Annotated in this window: 21 protein-coding genes; 13 read left to right on the plus strand and 8 right to left on the minus strand. The window is 61.0% G+C overall.

Features of this window, described 5'->3' with window-relative positions:
- Positions 1-124 precede the first annotated feature (124 nt).
- Complete coding sequence (gene thrH / locus ACA064_RS21850; RefSeq protein WP_497669981.1) at positions 125-742, minus strand: bifunctional phosphoserine phosphatase/homoserine phosphotransferase ThrH; 618 nt, start codon at positions 740-742, stop codon at positions 125-127.
- A gap of 172 nt (positions 743-914) precedes the next feature.
- Here thrH and ACA064_RS21855 point away from each other — a divergent pair, with 172 nt between their 5' ends.
- The gene (locus ACA064_RS21855) at positions 915-1,649 is read left to right on the plus strand and encodes a phosphoadenylyl-sulfate reductase (RefSeq protein WP_497669982.1); all 735 of its coding nucleotides are present in this window, start codon (positions 915-917) and stop codon (positions 1,647-1,649) included.
- Positions 1,650-1,744: 95 nt separating this feature from the next.
- On the opposite strand, the gene ACA064_RS21860 is transcribed toward ACA064_RS21855, so the two are convergent.
- Entirely contained in the window at positions 1,745-2,668 is a 924-nt protein-coding gene (locus ACA064_RS21860) for a LysR family transcriptional regulator (protein ID WP_497669983.1), read from the minus strand.
- A 125-nt stretch (positions 2,669-2,793) separates the two neighbouring features.
- Here ACA064_RS21860 and ACA064_RS21865 point away from each other — a divergent pair, with 125 nt between their 5' ends.
- Positions 2,794-3,540, plus strand: a complete 747-nt coding sequence (locus ACA064_RS21865) for a 3-oxoacyl-ACP reductase family protein (protein ID WP_497669984.1) — start codon at positions 2,794-2,796, stop codon at positions 3,538-3,540.
- 74 nt (positions 3,541-3,614) lie between these two features.
- Here ACA064_RS21865 and ACA064_RS21870 read toward each other — a convergent pair whose 3' ends face one another.
- Complete coding sequence (locus ACA064_RS21870; protein ID WP_497669985.1) at positions 3,615-4,310, minus strand: HAD-IA family hydrolase; 696 nt, start codon at positions 4,308-4,310, stop codon at positions 3,615-3,617.
- Between the two features lie 238 nt (positions 4,311-4,548).
- Between ACA064_RS21870 and ACA064_RS21875 the strand changes: the two genes are divergently transcribed.
- The 11 genes from ACA064_RS21875 to ACA064_RS21925 all read left to right on the plus strand — a co-directional run bounded on the left by ACA064_RS21875 (position 4,549) and on the right by ACA064_RS21925 (position 12,438).
- Positions 4,549-4,803 carry a type II toxin-antitoxin system RelE family toxin gene (locus ACA064_RS21875; RefSeq protein ID WP_497669986.1) on the plus strand — a complete coding sequence of 85 codons (255 nt, stop codon included), beginning with the start codon at positions 4,549-4,551 and terminating at the stop codon, positions 4,801-4,803.
- Complete coding sequence (locus tag ACA064_RS21880) at positions 4,784-5,107, plus strand: helix-turn-helix domain-containing protein (RefSeq protein WP_497669987.1); 324 nt, start codon at positions 4,784-4,786, stop codon at positions 5,105-5,107. The genes ACA064_RS21875 and ACA064_RS21880 overlap by 20 nt, the downstream gene beginning before the upstream one ends.
- Positions 5,108-5,385: 278 nt before the next feature.
- Entirely contained in the window at positions 5,386-6,597 is a 1,212-nt protein-coding gene (locus tag ACA064_RS21885; RefSeq protein ID WP_497669988.1) for a PepSY-associated TM helix domain-containing protein, read from the plus strand.
- Positions 6,594-7,136, plus strand: a complete 543-nt coding sequence (locus tag ACA064_RS21890; RefSeq protein WP_497669989.1) for a PA2404 family protein — start codon at positions 6,594-6,596, stop codon at positions 7,134-7,136. Before ACA064_RS21885 ends, ACA064_RS21890 begins: the two co-directional genes overlap by 4 nt.
- Positions 7,133-7,480: a hypothetical protein gene (locus ACA064_RS21895; protein WP_497669990.1), complete on the plus strand. Its 348-nt coding sequence runs from the start codon at positions 7,133-7,135 to the stop codon at positions 7,478-7,480. The genes ACA064_RS21890 and ACA064_RS21895 overlap by 4 nt, the downstream gene beginning before the upstream one ends.
- The gene (locus ACA064_RS21900; protein WP_497669991.1) at positions 7,477-8,052 is read left to right on the plus strand and encodes a DUF6162 family protein; all 576 of its coding nucleotides are present in this window, start codon (positions 7,477-7,479) and stop codon (positions 8,050-8,052) included. The genes ACA064_RS21895 and ACA064_RS21900 overlap by 4 nt, the downstream gene beginning before the upstream one ends.
- 35 nt (positions 8,053-8,087) lie before the next feature.
- Complete coding sequence (locus ACA064_RS21905; RefSeq protein ID WP_497669992.1) at positions 8,088-9,017, plus strand: metal ABC transporter substrate-binding protein; 930 nt, start codon at positions 8,088-8,090, stop codon at positions 9,015-9,017.
- Entirely contained in the window at positions 9,014-9,778 is a 765-nt protein-coding gene (locus ACA064_RS21910; RefSeq protein ID WP_497669993.1) for a metal ABC transporter ATP-binding protein, read from the plus strand. The genes ACA064_RS21905 and ACA064_RS21910 overlap by 4 nt, the downstream gene beginning before the upstream one ends.
- The gene (locus tag ACA064_RS21915; RefSeq protein WP_497669994.1) at positions 9,778-10,677 is read left to right on the plus strand and encodes a metal ABC transporter permease; all 900 of its coding nucleotides are present in this window, start codon (positions 9,778-9,780) and stop codon (positions 10,675-10,677) included. The genes ACA064_RS21910 and ACA064_RS21915 overlap by 1 nt, the downstream gene beginning before the upstream one ends.
- Entirely contained in the window at positions 10,678-11,649 is a 972-nt protein-coding gene (locus ACA064_RS21920; protein WP_497669995.1) for a metal ABC transporter solute-binding protein, Zn/Mn family, read from the plus strand.
- Between the two features lie 435 nt (positions 11,650-12,084).
- Positions 12,085-12,438 carry a DUF6124 family protein gene (locus ACA064_RS21925; RefSeq protein ID WP_497669996.1) on the plus strand — a complete coding sequence of 118 codons (354 nt, stop codon included), beginning with the start codon at positions 12,085-12,087 and terminating at the stop codon, positions 12,436-12,438.
- Between the two features lie 210 nt (positions 12,439-12,648).
- On the opposite strand, the gene ACA064_RS21930 is transcribed toward ACA064_RS21925, so the two are convergent.
- The 5 genes from ACA064_RS21930 to ACA064_RS21950 form a co-directional block, all read right to left on the minus strand.
- Positions 12,649-12,876, minus strand: a complete 228-nt coding sequence (locus ACA064_RS21930; RefSeq protein ID WP_150642775.1) for an MbtH family protein — start codon at positions 12,874-12,876, stop codon at positions 12,649-12,651.
- A gap of 81 nt (positions 12,877-12,957) precedes the next feature.
- Entirely contained in the window at positions 12,958-14,370 is a 1,413-nt protein-coding gene (locus ACA064_RS21935; protein WP_497669997.1) for an aspartate aminotransferase family protein, read from the minus strand.
- Between the two features lie 128 nt (positions 14,371-14,498).
- Positions 14,499-14,984 carry a GNAT family N-acetyltransferase gene (locus ACA064_RS21940; protein ID WP_497669998.1) on the minus strand — a complete coding sequence of 162 codons (486 nt, stop codon included), beginning with the start codon at positions 14,982-14,984 and terminating at the stop codon, positions 14,499-14,501.
- A 347-nt stretch (positions 14,985-15,331) separates the two neighbouring features.
- Positions 15,332-16,657, minus strand: coding sequence for an ATP-binding protein (locus ACA064_RS21945; protein ID WP_497669999.1), 1,326 nt, complete (start codon positions 16,655-16,657; stop codon positions 15,332-15,334).
- Positions 16,658-16,659: 2 nt separating this feature from the next.
- Positions 16,660-17,334 carry a response regulator gene (locus ACA064_RS21950; RefSeq protein WP_489356687.1) on the minus strand — a complete coding sequence of 225 codons (675 nt, stop codon included), beginning with the start codon at positions 17,332-17,334 and terminating at the stop codon, positions 16,660-16,662.
- Positions 17,335-17,353: the final 19 nt, after the last annotated feature.

Genomic DNA, 17,353 nt, shown 5'->3' on the forward strand with positions numbered 1-17,353 from the left:
TCGCGAAGCGGCCCTAAAACCGGCAACGCGGTTACTCAGGTAGAACGCATCAGCCGGTTTTACGACTGCTACGCAGCCGAACGGGGGCAAGCCCCCTCGCCACACAAGCTCCTTCGCCACAGGGTTACAAGCTCAGATCGCGGTTCGAAGCCTTCAAGAACTCCTGCTTGAGCTCGGCAAAGCTGTGCACTGCCGGGAACTGCGGGAATTCGCGAATCACATTCTCCGGCGCATGGAACAGAATCCCCGCATCGGCCTCACCCAGCATGGTGGTGTCGTTGTAGGAATCACCGGCGGCGATCACCCGGTAGTACAGGCTCTTGAACGCCAGTACCGACTGGCGCTTGGGGTCTTTCTGGCGCAGTTGATAATCGCTCACCCGACCGCTTTCATCGGTAATCAACCGATGGCAAAGCAGCGTCGGGAAACCCAGCTGGCGCATCAACGGCTGGGAAAACTCATAGAAAGTGTCGGAAAGGATCACCACCTGAAAGCGCTCACGGAGCCAGTTGACGAACTCAACGGCGCCGTCCAGCGGCTTGAGGGTGGCGATCACCTCCTGGATGTCCGCCAGTTTCAAGCCATGCTCATCGAGAATCCGCAGGCGCTGCTTCATCAGCACGTCGTAGTCGGGAATATCCCGAGTGGTTGCCTTGAGGGATTCAATCCCGGTTTTTTCGGCAAAGGCGATCCAGATTTCCGGGACCAGCACACCTTCCAGGTCGAGACAGGCAATTTCCACAGGACACTCCCATTTGTAATGTTTATTGAGTTGAGCGAGTAAAAGACAGCCGAACTCTAGCGATAAGCTCTGGCCGGCGCAACGCAGAGGAGCAGGCCAGCCGCCGTCGGTTTTGTTACTATCGGGCCTATATAGAGCGCTTAGCGCCACCGACCTGTAGGAAACCGCCCTGATGAGCCAATCGTTCGACGTCGCTGAACTCGCCGCGACCTATGCCAACAAGTCTGCCCAGGACATTCTCAAACTAGCCTTCGCCCAGTTCGGTGATGACCTGTGGATCTCCTTCAGCGGCGCCGAAGACGTGGTGCTGGTGGACATGGCCTGGAAACTCAATAAAAACGTCAAGGTCTTCAGCCTCGACACCGGCCGCCTGCACCCGGAAACCTACCGGTTCATCGAGCAAGTCCGCGAGCACTACCAGATCCAGATCGAACTGGTCTCGCCGGATCAAAGCAAACTCGAACCCTTCGTCAAGGAAAAGGGCCTGTTCAGCTTCTACAAGGACGGCCATGGCGAATGCTGCGGCATCCGCAAGATCGAGCCGCTGCGGCGCAAACTCTCTACCGTCAGCGCCTGGGCCACCGGCCAGCGCCGCGACCAGAGCCCTGGCACCCGCAGCCAGGTCGCCGCGGTAGAAATCGACAGCGCCTTTTCAACCCCGGAACGTACCCTCTACAAATTCAACCCGCTGGCGCAAATGACCAGCGAAGAGATCTGGGGTTACATCCGCATGCTCGAACTGCCGTACAACAGCCTGCATGAACGCGGCTTCATCAGCATCGGCTGCGAACCCTGCACCCGCCCTGTCCTGCCCAACCAGCACGAGCGCGAAGGTCGCTGGTGGTGGGAAGAAGCCACGCAGAAAGAATGCGGGCTGCATGCCGGAAACATCATCAGCAAGGCCTGACCTCCCACAGCTTCAAAAATGTGTACACACGAATGTCATCATAGATGTGGGAGCGGGCTTGCTCGCGATGGCTGCGACTCGGTCTAAAGCCCTGTTCAAAGGGCGCTGAACCGCTGCCCCAACCCCTGCTCGGCAAACTGCTCGATGATGAAGTCGACAAACGCCCGGGTCTTGCCTGGCAGCAACTTATGCTCGGCGTAGTAGATCGAGATATTGCCGTCGTCGACATACCAGTCCGGCAACACCCGTTGCAAGGTGCCGGCATTCAGGTAATTCACGGCGAACGGCATACTCACCAAGGCGATGCCCAAGCCTTGGGCGGCACTGGCGCAGGCGGCCTCCGAATCGCTCATGGTCATCCGAGCCTTGAGGGTCAACGGGCTATGTTGCTGGCTGCGGCTGGTCAGCTGCCAGGAGCGCACCCGGCCGGTTTGCGGTGAGCGAATCAGAATCCCGTCGCAATGGCGCAGATCATCCGGCTCGACAATGGCCTCGCACTGCGCCAGATAGTCGGCCGAAGCCACCAGCACCCGATGGGCCGGCGTCAGCTTGCGCGCCACCACTCCTTGCGGCAATTCAAAACCACCGCCAATCGCCGCATCGAAACCCTGACCGATCAGATCGACCTGGCGGTTATCGAAATGCCAGTCCGGGTTGATTGCCGGAAAGCGCCGCAGGAACTCCCCCAGCAACGGCACAATATACAAACGCCCAAACACCGTGCCCATGCTGACTTTCAGGGTTCCCGCCGGACGCCCTTCGGCGCTGGCCAGGTTAGCCACGGCATTTTGAATGGTATGCAGGCTGGTACTGACCTCACCGAGAAACAGCTGGCCGGCTTCGGTCAGGGTCAGGCTGCGGGTGCTGCGCTGAAACAGCCGCACTCCCAGGCGCGCTTCGAGCTTGGCGACACTCTTGCCCACCGCCGCCGGGGTCAGACTCAAGCGCCGCGCGGCTTCGGCAAAGCTGCCAACCTCGGCACTGCGGACGAAGCATTCGATACTGCTGAAGGTTTCCATGGCCGCCACTGTAAACTTTTGGTTTACACAGACTATAGCAATTACCCTCTACTCAGCCGGTAATCCGAGGTCGATACTCGACTCCAACAACAAGGCAGCCCGCCTTGATTTTTTTGGAGAACGACATGACTACGCAAAACCTCAGCGGCAAAGTAGCTCTGATTCAGGGTGGCTCTCGCGGTATCGGTGCCGCCATCGTCAAGCGCCTGGCCGAGCAAGGCGCCGCAGTGGCCTTTACCTATATCAGCTCGACGGCCAAGGCTGAAGAACTGCAGAACAGCATCATTGCCAACGGCGGCAAGGCCCTGGCGATCAAGGCCGACAGCGCCGATGCCGCAGCCATCCGCAACGCCGTCAACAGCACCGTGGAAACTTTTGGCCGACTGGACATCCTGGTCAACAATGCCGGCGTGCTGGCCGTCGCGCCACTGGAAGACTTCAAGCTGGAAGACTTCGATCAAACGCTGGCCATCAACGTGCGCAGCGTGTTCATTGCGACCCAGGAAGCCGCCAGACACATGACCGAAGGTGGCCGCATCATCAACATCGGCAGCACCAACGCCGAGCGCATGCCCTTCGCCGGTGGCGGCCCGTACGCCATGAGCAAAGCCGCGCTGGTCGGCCTGACCAAAGGCCTGTCCCGCGACCTCGGTCCACGGGGCATCACCATCAACAACGTGCAGCCGGGCCCGGTCGACACCGACATGAACCCGGCCGACGGTGATTTCGCCGACAGCCTGATCCCGTTGATGGCAGTCGGTCGTTACGGCAAGGTCGAAGAAATCGCCAGCTTCGTCGCTTATCTGGCCGGCCCGGAAGCCGGCTATATCACCGGTGCCAGCCTGACCATCGACGGTGGTTTTGCCGCCTGATTCGCGGCGATAAAAAACGCCGGGCAACCTGATCCAAGGTTGCCCGGCGTTTTGCCGTGCCAGTGCTTAGCCCATCAGACCCACTCGAGCATCGGCAACCCGCAGGCACCTGGCTGGAACGCCTTCAGCGAACGGATAATCCGGTCTGCATGGGCGTACCTGGCATCCGCCATCGCCGCATCAGGCACGGCAATCGCCGTCATCCCCGCGGCTTTGGCGGCCGTGACTCCAAAGGGCGAGTCTTCGAACACCAGGCAATCCTGCGGCGCCACACCCAGTCGTCGAGCCGCTGTCAGGAAAATATCCGGGGCCGGCTTGGCAGCGCCCACCTCAGGATCGTCCGCCGTGACTATGGTGTCGAACAGCGCGAACCAGTCGCCATGTAGCGTGGTTTTCTGCCCGAAAGACTGGCTCGAGGAACTGGTGCCCACCGCAATCGGGATGTTATTGGCCTTTAAATGCCGCACCAGCTGCTGCGCCCCCGGCATCGCCAACGCACTCGGAAAACGCTCGCGCATCAATGGCTCGCGTACCCGCAGAAACTCTTCGGCGCTGATCGGCAAATCCAGCGCCTGGACAAGATACCGCGCCAGATCCCCCGCCCCCAGGCCGATGATGTTCTGTTTGACGCTCCAGTCGAAGGTCCGGCCATAACGCTCGGCAATGATCTGGGTGACCTCGGTGTAAATCCCCTCGGTGTCCAGCAACAACCCGTCCATATCGAAAATCACGGCCTTGATCGGACCGAACTCGTTCAACTGTGCATTCATCGCATCTGATCCGTTAACAAAATACATCCCGGGAGCGGCTCAGGTACGGCCAGTGTGTGGATCGATTAAAGGATTCAGCAGGATACCCAGCAGCGTCCACATGAGGCAACAGTTTGGGCCGACTGAGTCTTGGCAGGCGACCTAAGGTTTGTCATGAGCGCAACAAAAGCTAAAGGCTTCTGTCATCTTGACTTATAAAAACCCCTTGCTAACCTTATAAAAGACTTATTAAGATTCCATGAATCAAATTTACTGGACCAGAAAAGCCGTGAAGCAACTGCTGAGACTGCACACCCAGCAGCAGGTTCACATTCGAGATGCAGTGACGGGGCTCGAGCACATGCCTGATGTGACCAACGTTAATGCACTGTCCCATCACGCTTACGGCTACCGACTGCGTGTCGGCAATTACAGAGTCCTTTTCGACTGGGACGGCGCGATCCAGGTCATCAGCATCCAAGAGGTTAAAAAACGTGACGAACGCACCTACTGACGTACAAATCATCAACGGCCCGGATGGCAAACCGGCCTTCGTCGTCATTCCCTATGCGCAATACAAGGCTCAGGCTCAAGACGAGCTGATCCCCCATGAAGTGGTCAGCCGCATTGTCGATGGCGCCACCCCGATCCGCGCCTGGCGCGAATACTTGAACCTCACTCAAGAGGAAGTGGCAAAACGCCTGGGGATTTCACAACCGGCGTTTGCGCAACAGGAAGCCGTGAACAAGCCACGCCGGGCTACGCGGGAGAAAATTGCCCTGGCATTCGGGATCAAGGCGGATCAACTGGAGTTGTAAATGGCAAATCACTGATCAGATCAAAATCAAAATCAAAATCAAAAGATCGCAGCCTCGCTTCGCTCGACAGCTCCTACGGGGGCGGATGTGTACACCGCAAAAACCGATTCACCCCCTCTCTGAAACATTTTCTTTCATATCGCCTTGCGGTTTTATGATTCTCATTCGTCTTAATTAGATGCAGACCGCGTAGGCAACAGCCACGGTCGGTTTTTTCTGGAAAGCGACCCAAGCGACAGGCTTGCGTCACTCCACTCATCGAATCAAGACCCTTATTCATGTCGAAGAAGTCCCGCTCGAAACTCTGGTTCCTCGTGCATAGCTGGCTGGCATTACCCATCTGGTTCTTCGTGCTGATCGTGTGTGTCACCGGCACCCTGGCGGTGGTCAGTCAGGAAATAGTCTGGCTGGCGAACCCGGACATCCGCGCCAGCAAACCCTCGGACGACGCCGAGCTGCTCAGCTATGACCAGGTCGTCGCGGCGATCAAGCGCGCCGAGCCGCAAACCCTGGTTGAATCCATCAGCCGTCCCGACGAGTCGCATTTTGCCCTGGACGTGGACGTCAGTTATCCGGATGGCCGTTCGGTGACTGTCTACGTCAACCCTTACACCGGAGTCATTCAGGGCATCAGCCCACAATTCAATTTCAAGGCCTTCACCCGCGCACTGCATGGTTGGTGGCTGGTGCCGTTCACCAATGGCTTCAGCTGGGGCTGGTACCTGGTGTCGTTCCTCAGCCTGCCGCTGCTGGCGTCACTGGTGACCGGGCTGGTGGTCTATAAACGCTTCTGGAAAGGCTTCTTCCGACCGACCCTGCGGATCAGTCACGGCGCGCGGATTTTCTGGGGCGACTTCCACCGACTGAGTGGTATCTGGTCGATCTGGTTCATTGCGGTGATTTCCATCACCGGGCTCTGGTTCCTGATTGAGGCGATCCTTTTCGACAACCAGATTTCCATCTCCAGCGAACCGATCGTCCCGGTGATATCACGGGAAAGTGTGCCGACCTCTGCCACGGGCGGACCGGCACCGATGATCGGTCTGGACCAGGCGATCCAGATCGCCACCCAGAAAATCCCCGGGCTGGAAGCCAGTTTCGTCAGCCTGCCGAGCAATGCCTACAGTCACCTGGTCATTGGCGGGCGCGGCTGGTATCCGCTGATGTTCCAGACCGCCTCGATCCACCCCTACAACGGCGAAATCGCCGCCTCGCGGATGCTCTCGGACCGCACCGGCCTGGAGTTCGTCACCGAATCCATGCGCCCATTGCACACTGGTGATTTCGGCGGGATCTGGATCAAGCTGATCTGGTTCTTCTTCGGTCTGGTCCTGAGCATGATGGTCCTCAGCGGGCTGCTGATCTGGACCAAACGCACCGCCCTGGCCACGGCCAACGCCCTCAAGCGCGGTGCAAAAACTGCCCAGCCTGCCGCCGTTGCCCAGGCGCAACCGGCCATGAATACCCAGACACCGGAGGGCAACCAGTGAGCAAGGCAACCACCACAGCGCAACTTTCGCGCCTGAGCCGGCTCTGGCACAAATGGCGCTTCCACCTGAATATTTTGCTGTTGCTGATTCCACTGGGCTTCATGCCCAAGTACTTCGCCGATGCCGCACTGTTTCGCGGCGACAGCGGCCTGGGTGAACGGGAAGTCGGCGAAATCCAGGTCGGGCCCTGGAGCCTGCGCCTTGCCGAGTTACGCAACGAGGCACCGCTACTGTCCGGCCCGGCTGGTTACATGAAAAGTTTTAACGCTGCCTTGTGCGAAAGCTGCATTGATCAGGTCAAGGCCACTTACCTGCGCATCGGCAAACCCCGCAGCCTGCGCGCCGCCGGGGTGATTTTCTTCGGTACGCCCTATCGCATGGGGGCGCTGTTGCCGGTGCCGGAAAAGACCAAAGCCGACGCCGAGATCTGGATCACCATGGAAGGCTGGGACGGCAGCATGCATCAAGCGGCGGTACCGCTTGGCAAGGCATCCCCGGCCACCCTCGCCTGGCTGAATAAACAAGGAGGCAAACCATGATCGTTGCTGCATGCACTACCCGCCTGCGCTTGGCAGGCATCAGCCTGCTGCTGATGCTCGGTGGCGGTTTCAGCGGCACTGCGCTGGCCCACAACCCGATGTGCGAATGCAAGGAAATCGACGGCGAACAGATTCGCTGCACCGGCGGCTTTTCCGATGGCAGCGGCGCACCGGGGGTGACCCTCGACGTGATCGGCTACGACGAAACCATCCTGCTGCCGGGCAAGCTCGGCGCCGACTCGACGCTGACCTTCAAGAAGCCCGGCGCGGAGTTCTATGTATTGTTCGATGCGGGCCCGGGCCACGTCGTCGAGATCGACCAAGCCGATATCGAGGCCCCATGAGCACGCCCACCACGCACGTCATCCGCCCGGCCGGTGCCGGCCATGAAACCCTCTATGTACTGCTGTTGTGCCTGATCATTCTGGCGGTGGCCGGTTCGGTGGTCGCTTGGCGCGGCGAAACCCAGACCGTCGACAGCGTCGAAACCCATCAGCTCGATGCACGGCGCGACCTGAGCGCCGCCGAGCAAGGCATCTACGCCGATCTGCGAGTGACCCTCGACGAGATTCAATTGCTGCGCCAGGAACAGCAGTCCCTGCCCTCCCCTGAACGGCTCGCCGAGGAAGGTTTTGCGCCCTTCGCCCAGGACGCCAGTTCGATCAGTCGCGGCGGCCATGCCTGGAACCAGTTGCAGTCCCGGGCCTACCTCGGTCTCAGCCAGACTCCGGCGGTGGCTGGCTCTTTCCTGATGCGCATCAGCACCACAGAAGGTGCCACCGCCGACATCTGGCTCAACCGCGACGCGGCGCTCACCGCCCCTGACCAGCTGGACGACCAGGCGTTGATCAGTGCCGGCTGGCAGCAAGTGGTCGCGCAATTCGATGCTGGCGTGACTCGCCAGCATCGGCACTGAACCCAAGCATTCACCCGAGAGAAGACCGCTCCCCCATGTCTATTTCATCTCCACGCCGCCCGCTGTTGCGCCTGCTGCTGGTCGGCCTGTTTGCCAGCTTTTTTGCCAGCCTGGCCAGCGCCGATCAGGCCAAGCGCCTGCGCATCGGCATCACCCTGCATCCCTATTACAGCTACGTGAGCAATATCGTCGGCGACAAGGCCGAGGTGGTGCCGCTGATTCCTGCCGGATTCAACCCGCACGCCTACGAGCCCCGCGCCGAGGACATCAAGCGCATTGGCACCCTGGACGTGATCGTGCTCAACGGGGTCGGCCATGACGACTTCGCCGACCGCATGATCGAAGCCAGCGAACACCCGGACATCCCGGTGATCGAAGCCAACGCCAATGTGCCACTGCTGGCCGCCACCGGGACCGCCGCCCGCGGCGCCGGCAAGGTGGTCAACCCGCATACCTTCCTGTCGATCAGCGCTTCCATTGCCCAGGTCAATAACATTGCCCGGGAACTCGGCAAGCTCGACCCGGCCAATGCCAAGACCTACACGCAAAACGCCCGCGCCTATTGCAAACGCCTGCGGCAGATGCGCGCCGACGCCCTGGCCAAGCTGACCAGCGCACCGAATGCCGACCTGCGGGTGGCCACGGTGCATGCCGCCTACGACTACCTGTTGCGCGAGTTCGGCCTGGAAGTGACCGCCGTGGTCGAACCGGCCCATGGCATCGAACCGAGCCCAAGCCAGTTGAAGAAAACCATCGACCAACTGCGCGAACTGGACGTGAAGGTGATCTTCTCCGAGATGGACTTCCCCTCCACCTACGTCGACACCATTCAGCGTGAGTCCGGGGTCAAGCTCTACCCGCTGTCGCACATCTCCTATGGCGACTACAGCTCCGAGAAGTACGAAAAGGAAATGACCGGCAACCTCAACACCGTGGTTCGGGCAATCCAGGAGGCTGGCGCATGACCGTTGTCGAATCCCTGGCCGCGCACAGTGTCGGCCCGACCATCGAGTTCGCCGACGTCGACCTGACCCTCGGGCGCACGACAATTCTCGACAAGGTGAGTTTCCAGGTCCAGCCCGGTAGCGTGCACGCCTTGGTCGGCCCCAATGGCGGGGGTAAGAGTTCACTGATCAAGACCCTGCTCGGGCAGATGCCCCACCAGGGCAGCCTGAGCCTGCACTGGCCGGGCGAACCCGGGACCATCGGCTACGTGCCGCAAGCGCTGGAATTCGATCGCGGTCTGCCAATGACCGTCGACGATTTCATGGCCGCCATGTGCCAGCGGCGCCCGGCCTTTCTTGGCATCAGCCGGCATTACGCGGTGGCCATCGGCGAGGCCCTGGAGCGGGTCGGCATGCAGGACAAACGCAAACGGCGCATGGGCGCGCTGTCCGGCGGCGAACGCCAGCGGGTGCTGCTGGCCCAAGGGCTGATCCCCGCGCCGCAATTGCTGGTGCTTGACGAGCCGATGTCGGCTCTCGATGAAGCCGGCATTCAGGTGTTCGAACGCCTGCTCGGCGACTGGCGCCAGGCCGGAATCACCGTGCTGTGGATCGAACACGACCTGGAAGCGGTGGGCCGTCTCGCCGATCGCGTCACCGGCCTCAATCGCCGCGTGCTGTTCGACGCCGCGCCAAAGCAGGCACTGACTCCGGAGCGACTACTGACCCTGTTCTCCACCCATCCCCGTACCGGACAAGCGACTGCAGGGAGTGCTGCCTGATGAGTTACGAAGCCTTTCGTTTGATGATCCAGGGTTGGGCCTCTTCCGGGTATCTGCCGGAGGCGCTGGCCTATGGCTTTGTGGTCAACGCGCTGCTCGCTGGTCTGTTGATCGGCCCGGTACTGGGCGGTCTGGGGACGCTGGTGGTGGTCAAGCGCTTCGCGTTTTTCTCTGAAGCGGTGGGCCACGCGGCCCTCACTGGCGTGGCCATCGGCATCCTGCTCGGCGAACCCTACACCGGCCCCTATGGCAGCCTGTTTGGGTACTGCCTGCTGTTCGGCATCCTGCTCAACTACCTGCGCAACCGCACCGGCCTGGCGCCGGACACCTTGATCGGGGTATTCCTCTCGGTGTCCCTGGCCCTGGGTGCCAGCCTGCTGCTGATTCTGGCCGGCAAGATCAATGTGCACATCCTCGAGAACGTGCTGTTCGGCTCGGTGCTGACCGTCAACGGCAACGACCTGCTGGTACTGGCCATCGTCGGCACCTTGGTCATGGGCCTGAGCCTGCCGCTGTACAACCGCATCATGCTCGCCAGCTTCAATCCGCAACTGGCGGCCGTGCGCGGGGTCGCGGTGAAAACCCTGGATTACCTGTTCGTGATCCTGGTGACGCTGATAACCGTGGCTGCGGTAAAAGTCATCGGCGCGATTCTGGTGGGTGCGCTGTTGGTGATTCCAGCAGCAGCGGCTCGGCTGCTGAGCCAATCGTTGAAAGGTTTCTTCTGGTGCTCGGTGCTCATCGCAACCGTCAGTACCCTGTGCGGGATCCTCGCGCCAATCGTCTTCGACCTGCCGATTCCATCCGGCGCAGCGATCATCCTCGTCGCCGGTATCGCCTTCGCCCTGTCCGCCATTGCCCGCGGCACAGTCCCCAGTCTGAAAGGGAATCTCGGATAAATGCACAGTTCCTTGCGTCAACTGACGTTGGCCCTGGCCCTTTGCGGCCTGGGCAACACCTCGCTCTATGCCGGTGCCGACTCCTTCGAGCCGATGCGGCTGCTGGCTAATAATGGGGTCGGCAATACCGCGTTGTTTGCGGCCACCTCGACTCATCAGCTACGGGTGCTGGCCGCGTTGCCGATCACCTATGGCCTCGGCCAGATTCTGCTGCAAGACACAGGCATCACCCTGGAGCGTGCAGCGCCGGCCAATCTGCCAGGCTCGCGGCAGACTGCCTACTTCACCGGTCGCGGCGCACCAGCCCTGCACAAACTGGCGGTCGAAGCCGACGCAGTGATCGGCCTGCGCTCACTGTGGCCCGATGATCCGCTCTACCCGGTCGCGCGACGCAGCAACATCCGCATCATCGAAATCGACGCGGCGCGCCCGGTGGACGGCGGCCTGCCGGGCATCGCCGTGCAACCGGGCCAGGTCGACGGGCTGAACAGCCAACCGTGGATGGCCAGCAACAACATGGGCCGCATGGCCGACGTCATGGCCGCCGACCTGGCACGCCTGGCGCCCGATGCCAAACCAAGGATCGACACCAACCTCGCCGCGCTCAAACAGCGGTTGCTCAAGCTCAGCGCCGACAGCGAGGCGCGGTTGGCGAGTGCCGACAATCTGAGTGTGGTGAGTTTGAGTGATCATTTTGGCTATCTGGTCAGCGGGTTGAATCTGGAGTTGATCAAGGTCGATGCACGGGCTGACAACGAGTGGACACCTGAGGCGCTCCAGCAATTGAGCGAGACGTTGAAGGACAATGATGTGGCGGTGGTGTTGCATCATCGGCAGCCTTCGGATGAGGTTAAAGCGGCGATTAGCAATGCTGGTAGTCGGTTGGTTGTATTGAGTACTGACGGGGTGGATCCGGTGGTTGAGCTTGAAGGAAATGTCGATCAGGTGATCAAGGTGTTGACTGGGGCGTAGGTAAGGCAGGTTCACCGCGTCATCGTTCATCGCGAGCAAGCCCGCTCCCACAGGTTTTGTGTCGATCACACCATCATGGTCTGACACAGATCCAGTGTGGGAGCGGGCTTGCTCGCGATTGCGGTCTGACAGGCGAGGATTTTTCTGACAGGTTCTCGGGGTTGCTTTGAGCCGGGTGCGCGGATAATCTTCGCGGGTCGCTGCCCATTCAGCGAACGGGCTTGGAAACCCGGAAAGTAAACGGCGCAACAGCGCCCAGATCACAATTGCAGGCGCTTTTTTTGTGCCCGCTTTTCTGTGTAATGGCGGCTGTGCGCGGGAGACCTTCGGGTCTGCCGGGCTCGTTTACCCCGGTTTTCCAACCTGCGTACAGCTGCCACCCATTCGCTTGGAAACGAACGTGGTAGCTCCTCCCCAGTAAACGGAGCTTCACTGATGCACAAAGTCACCCCCAATCCCCCTGAAATACCCGACGTTTCTCCCTACGACCCCCTCGATTCCAGCAAGCTTCACGAAGCCGCGCACCGTGCCCTCGATCACTATCTTAGGCCGCCAGCCACCGACGACCATCCGCAACAGATCTTCGTCGTTGCCCCGAACATCAATACCCAGGCACTGCTGGTCAATGCTTATGAAACCTTCTCTTCAGCAAGCACCTTGGCTCTCGACCTTTCCGATGATCTGGAAGGCAAGCACCGCAATCTGGCGCTGGCGGTTCAGCAGTTGATGGAGTTGGGGTTGATGTTGGTAGGCAAGGCGCTGGATCGAGAGTATTCGGTCAGGCTGTAGGGCTGGCTTGTCAGTTGGATCAGGTCTGCCGCCAAAAGATCGCAGCCTGCGGCAGCTCCTACACCGACCGTGTTCACCCGCGATATGGCAGGTGTAAGCAAATCCCCTGTAGGAGCTGCCGCAGGCTGCGATCTTTTGATCTTCAAACACCGCAACAAAAAGCCCGCTGACCCTTTCCGGTCCAGCGGGCTTTTTGTCGCGAGGCAATCCTCAGTGAGCCACTGCCGCCTGCTCTTCCATCTTCTGGCGCAGGCTCAAGGGGCGCATGTCGGTCCACACCTCTTCGATGTAGGCCAGGCATTCTTTTTTGAAGCCGCTCTTGCCGACGGTGCGCCAGCCTTGGGGGATGGCTTTGTAGTCTGGCCAGATCGAGTATTGATCCTCGTGGTTGACCACTACCTGAAAGAGGATGTCCTCGCGGTCAAATACTGAAGTCATTGCTTTTCTCCATCGCTGTAGGGGTTGGCTGCGACTAACGCGCAGCCGTTGTGTAGAAGAACGTATCAAGGTCGGGAAAAATTAGAGGCTGGCGATCGCCGCGGGCAGCGCCCTGCCGAAAATCTCCGCGACCCGGTCGATTTCCCCGGCGGTGATTACCAAGGGTGGCAGGAAGCGCACCACGCAGCCGTGACGCCCGCCGAGTTCGAGGATCAATCCGCGCTTGAGGCATTCGTGCTGCAGCAAGGGGGCCAGCCGGGCAAAGACTGGTGGATGACCTTGGGCATCCAGTGCTCCTGTCGGATCGACCAGTTCTACGCCGAGCATCAGGCCACGGCCGCGGATATCACCCAGCTGCGGGAAGTCACGCTGCAGAATCCGCAGGTGCTCGCTCAGACGCTCACCCATGGCGCTGGCATGCGCGGCAACGTTGTGCTCCTTGAGATAGCGCATCACCGCCGAACCTGCGGCCATGGCCATTTGATTACCGCGGAAGGTACCGGCATGGGCTCCGGGCAGCCAGGTGTCGAGCCAGTCGCGATACACCACCACTGCCAGTGGCAGGCTGCCGCCAATGGCTTTGGACAACACCACCACGTCCGGAATGATGCCCGCGTGTTCGAAGGCAAACATCTTGCCGGTGCGCGCAAACCCGCTCTGGATCTCGTCGACGATCAACGCCACGCCGGCCTTCTCGGTGATACGTCGCAAGCCGCGCAGCCAATCCAGATCGGCCGGAATCACCCCGCCTTCGCCTTGCACTGCTTCGACGATGACTGCCGCCGGCAATTGCACACCGGCTTCAGGGTCGTTCAGCAAGTTTTCCAGGTAATGCAGATTGACCTTCACCCCCTCTTCACCGCCCAGACCGAACGGGCAGCGATAGTCGTAAGGGAATGGCAGGAACTGCACACCGTTACTCAACAGTGCGCCCAAGGGCTTTTTCGGCCCCAGGCTGCCCATCAGACTCAACGCGCCCTGGCTCATGCCGTGATAACCGCCCTGGAACGACAGCACCGTGCTGCGCCCGGTGGCGGTGCGCACCAGCTTCAGCGCGGCTTCCACCGCGTCGGTACCGGTGGGCCCGCAAAACTGGATTTTCGCCTCGCGGGCCAACGCCTGGGGCAGCAATCCGAACAGGTCCTGCACAAACTGATCCTTTACCGGCGTGGTCAGGTCGAGGGTGTGCAGGGGTAATTCGTCGGCCAGTACCTGCTGGATCGCCTCAATCACCACTGGGTGATTGTGCCCAAGCGCCAGGGTCCCGGCACCGGCCAGGCAATCGATGAAACTACGGCCTTCGACGTCCTCGAGATAAATCCCGCGCGCTCGCTTGAGCGCCAGCGGAATGCGTCGTGGATAGCTGCGCGCGTTCGATTCCTGCAGGCGTTGGCGGGCCAGCAACGGCGACTCGTTGAACTGATAGAGCGTCTCGGCCGGCACCGGGCTGACCCGGACCGGCTGATCTTCGACAAGACTGGTAACGACTGACATCTCTCCAACCCTCAATACGCTGGTGATAGCGACCCGAAGCGCACAGCTGTCAGTGCAGGTGCGCTTGCAGGTTTTCCTGTTCTGGAAACGCACCAGCGCGGTGAGGATTTATACCTGCAGACAGCTTTCTATGAGGGAGACGCCAATGGCTTGTGCATAGGCGTTGCCGTGAGCCCGGCGACGGTGAAGCTTTCAGCCGATTGCCGATACCCCAGTCGAGTATAGAAATCCAGGCCAGTGCGGGTACTGGTGAGCAGTGCCTGGCTCCATCCCTGTCTGCCCAGCCAGGCTTCCAGATCGCCCATCAGGGCCAACCCGGCGCCACGGCGAAACCATTCGGGCTGGACATAACAGAAGGTAATCCGGCCAGAGTCCGCGGCCATGCCAACCCCGACCGGTTTGTCGTGAAGCAGCGCGATATTCAGGTATCGCCGCCGGTCGGCCAGCCAGGGCTGCACATGATCGACGGTCTTGTTGCGCGTCCAGGCCGCGACGATTTGCGGGTTATTGCGGTGATCGAGCGCGCAGCCGACCTTGATCGAGCATTGGAGTATCCGGCTGATAATCCCGGCGTCAGCGGGCTCTGCCTTGCAGATTTCTATCGGTGCATCCATGGCGCTATAACCTCAATCCATTGAGTCCAACGGCATGGACATTACCGCCACGGGCCGGCAATGGCGAATGGATTGAGGTTACATTTGTTGTGCGGCGCCGATCGCCTTCCGGGCAAGAACCAGCTGCCTGATTTTACTTGATCAGCTAAAGCTTGCGCAGATTTGTGGCGAGGGGGCTTGCCCCCGCTGGACCGCGAAGCGGGCCCAAAACCTGCTACCCCATTCCGCCAGGCACACCGCATGCACCGGATTTACGACTGCTTCGCAGCCGAGCGGGGGCAAGCCCCCTCGCCACAGGATTTGCGTCCGGCGCGCCTCTTTCATAGCAGACTGGCATCGCGCAGCGGTTACAGCGATTGCAACGGCATCGTCAGCTCAACCCGCAGGCCATCGGGCCGGCTGTCGAAATGCAGGGCACAGCCACAACGCTGAACAATCGCCTGAACAATCGCCAGGCCCAAGCCACAGCCGGTGCTTTTGCCGTTGCGCCAGAAGCGTTGAGTCAGGTGCTGCAGATCATCCTCAGCAATGCCGGGGCCATGGTCGCGGACCCGGAAACGTACCCGGTTACCGATGGTTTCCAGGTGCAGCTCGACCGGAGCATCGTCCGGGGTGTGACGCAATGCGTTGTCCAGCAGGTTGCGCAAGGCGGCGATCGACAGTACCGAGGGCATTTCAACCGGCGCTGCAGAGACGTCCTCGGGTAAATGCAGTTTGATCCGCTGGCGATCGCCACTGGCCGCGTCCTGAATGGCCAACCGCGCCACCTGTTCGGCGTTGCACTGCACGCCGTCGTCGAACGACAGGCTGCCTTCGACCCGAGCCAGCAGCAAGAGCTGCTCCAGGGTTCGGTGCAAGCGGTCGGCACCCTCTTCGGCCCGGGCCAGGGATTGATCCCGTGCCGCGCCCTCGGTCATCCGCGCTACTTGCAGGTGAGTCTTGATTGCCGTCAACGGACTGCGCAATTCGTGGGCCGCATCGCCGGTCAGGCGGCGCTCGCGCTCAATGGCCTTGCCGATCCGCTGAAACAGCTGATTCTGGGTGTCGAGCAAGGGTTGCAGCTCACTGGGCAGCGGCTGGATCTGCAAGGGTTCGAGCGAATCGGCGCTGCGCCGCATCAAGGCATCGCGCATGCGGTTGAGCGGCACCAGGCCCTGGCCGATACCCAGCCAGAGCAGGCACAGGCAGCCCAGCAAGGCCACCCCCACCGGCACCGATGCCGCCAGCAACACCGAGAGGTTCAACGCCTCACGCTCGACCTGCCGGTCCGCGGTGGTAATGCGCAAATCGCCACGGGCCAGGGTGAAACTGCGCCAGCGCGCACCGTCGATCATCTGATCATGGAAGCCCATCTTCTCCGCTTCCAGTTTCTGATCCGGGTGGCTGTGGCTGCGGGCCAGAATTTCGCCGCGCAAGGAGCTGACCTGACAGGCCATGCCGCCGGGGATATTCAGCTGTTCGGCACTCAGATGGGTGCCATCGCCGTTGCTCGGCAGGGCCGGCAGTTGCTCCAGCAAGCCGGCGACCATGCGTGCGGAGGCCACCAGCCGCTGGTCGAGGGAAAACATCATCTGGTTGCGCAGGTCGCTGAGCATCCAGGCAGCAGCCAGGGCCCAGATCAGCGCAAAGGCCACGCCCAGGGTCAGGCTCAAGCGCAAACGCAGACTCATCACGATTATTGCTCCCCACCGTCCGCCGGCCCCAGGCGATAGCCCAGTCCGCGCACGGTTTCGACGATACCGTTGCCGAGTTTGCGCCGCAGGTGGTGGATATGCACGTTGAGGGCGTTGCTTTCCAGCTCATCGTTGAAGCCGTAGACGCTGTCTTTCAACTGCTCGCTGGAGAGCACCCGGCCACGGTTGTGCAACAACGCCTGCAATAACGACTGCTCACGGCGCGATAGGTCCACCGGCTGGCCGCCGAGCAGGGTTTCGCGGCTGCTGGGGTTATAGGTCAGGCGCCCATGTTCGATCAGATTGACGCTGCGCCCGGCAACCCGGCGCAACAGGGTGTGCAAACGGGCGGCCAGTTCGCGCAGGTCGAAAGGTTTGAGCAGGTAATCATCGGCACCGGCCTGCAGACCGTCGACCCGGTCGGTCACCGAGTCGCGTGCGGTGAGAATCAGCACCGGTAGTTCCAGCCCTTGATGACGCAGCTGCTGCAGCAGTTTCAGGCCGTCCTCGTCCGGCAAGCCGAGGTCGAGCACCATCACGTCGAATTCGGCCACACGCAGCATCGCCCGTGCAGCCGCCGCCGTGGCGACATGCTCCACGGTCAGCCCCTGGGCGGTGAGACCGGCGACAATGCCGCTGGCGATCAGCTCATCATCTTCACAGACAAGTACATGCATGGTGAGACCTGTGGAAAAG

The organism is Pseudomonas sp. LBUM1658 (assembly GCF_059716055.1).

Coding starts and splice junctions, on each gene's coding strand:
- ACA064_RS21855 (WP_497669982.1), top strand. CDS start 915: ATGAGCCAATCGTTCGACGTCGCTGAACTCGCCGCGACCTATGCCAAC.
- ACA064_RS21860 (WP_497669983.1), bottom strand. CDS start 2,668: ATGGAAACCTTCAGCAGTATCGAATGCTTCGTCCGCAGTGCCGAGGTT.
- ACA064_RS21865 (WP_497669984.1), top strand. CDS start 2,794: ATGACTACGCAAAACCTCAGCGGCAAAGTAGCTCTGATTCAGGGTGGC.
- ACA064_RS21870 (WP_497669985.1), bottom strand. CDS start 4,310: ATGAATGCACAGTTGAACGAGTTCGGTCCGATCAAGGCCGTGATTTTC.
- ACA064_RS21875 (WP_497669986.1), top strand. CDS start 4,549: ATGAATCAAATTTACTGGACCAGAAAAGCCGTGAAGCAACTGCTGAGA.
- ACA064_RS21885 (WP_497669988.1), top strand. CDS start 5,386: ATGTCGAAGAAGTCCCGCTCGAAACTCTGGTTCCTCGTGCATAGCTGG.
- ACA064_RS21895 (WP_497669990.1), top strand. CDS start 7,133: ATGATCGTTGCTGCATGCACTACCCGCCTGCGCTTGGCAGGCATCAGC.
- ACA064_RS21900 (WP_497669991.1), top strand. CDS start 7,477: ATGAGCACGCCCACCACGCACGTCATCCGCCCGGCCGGTGCCGGCCAT.
- ACA064_RS21905 (WP_497669992.1), top strand. CDS start 8,088: ATGTCTATTTCATCTCCACGCCGCCCGCTGTTGCGCCTGCTGCTGGTC.
- ACA064_RS21910 (WP_497669993.1), top strand. CDS start 9,014: ATGACCGTTGTCGAATCCCTGGCCGCGCACAGTGTCGGCCCGACCATC.
- ACA064_RS21915 (WP_497669994.1), top strand. CDS start 9,778: ATGAGTTACGAAGCCTTTCGTTTGATGATCCAGGGTTGGGCCTCTTCC.
- ACA064_RS21920 (WP_497669995.1), top strand. CDS start 10,678: ATGCACAGTTCCTTGCGTCAACTGACGTTGGCCCTGGCCCTTTGCGGC.
- ACA064_RS21925 (WP_497669996.1), top strand. CDS start 12,085: ATGCACAAAGTCACCCCCAATCCCCCTGAAATACCCGACGTTTCTCCC.
- ACA064_RS21930 (WP_150642775.1), bottom strand. CDS start 12,876: ATGACTTCAGTATTTGACCGCGAGGACATCCTCTTTCAGGTAGTGGTC.
- ACA064_RS21935 (WP_497669997.1), bottom strand. CDS start 14,370: ATGTCAGTCGTTACCAGTCTTGTCGAAGATCAGCCGGTCCGGGTCAGC.
- ACA064_RS21940 (WP_497669998.1), bottom strand. CDS start 14,984: ATGGATGCACCGATAGAAATCTGCAAGGCAGAGCCCGCTGACGCCGGG.
- ACA064_RS21950 (WP_489356687.1), bottom strand. CDS start 17,334: ATGCATGTACTTGTCTGTGAAGATGATGAGCTGATCGCCAGCGGCATT.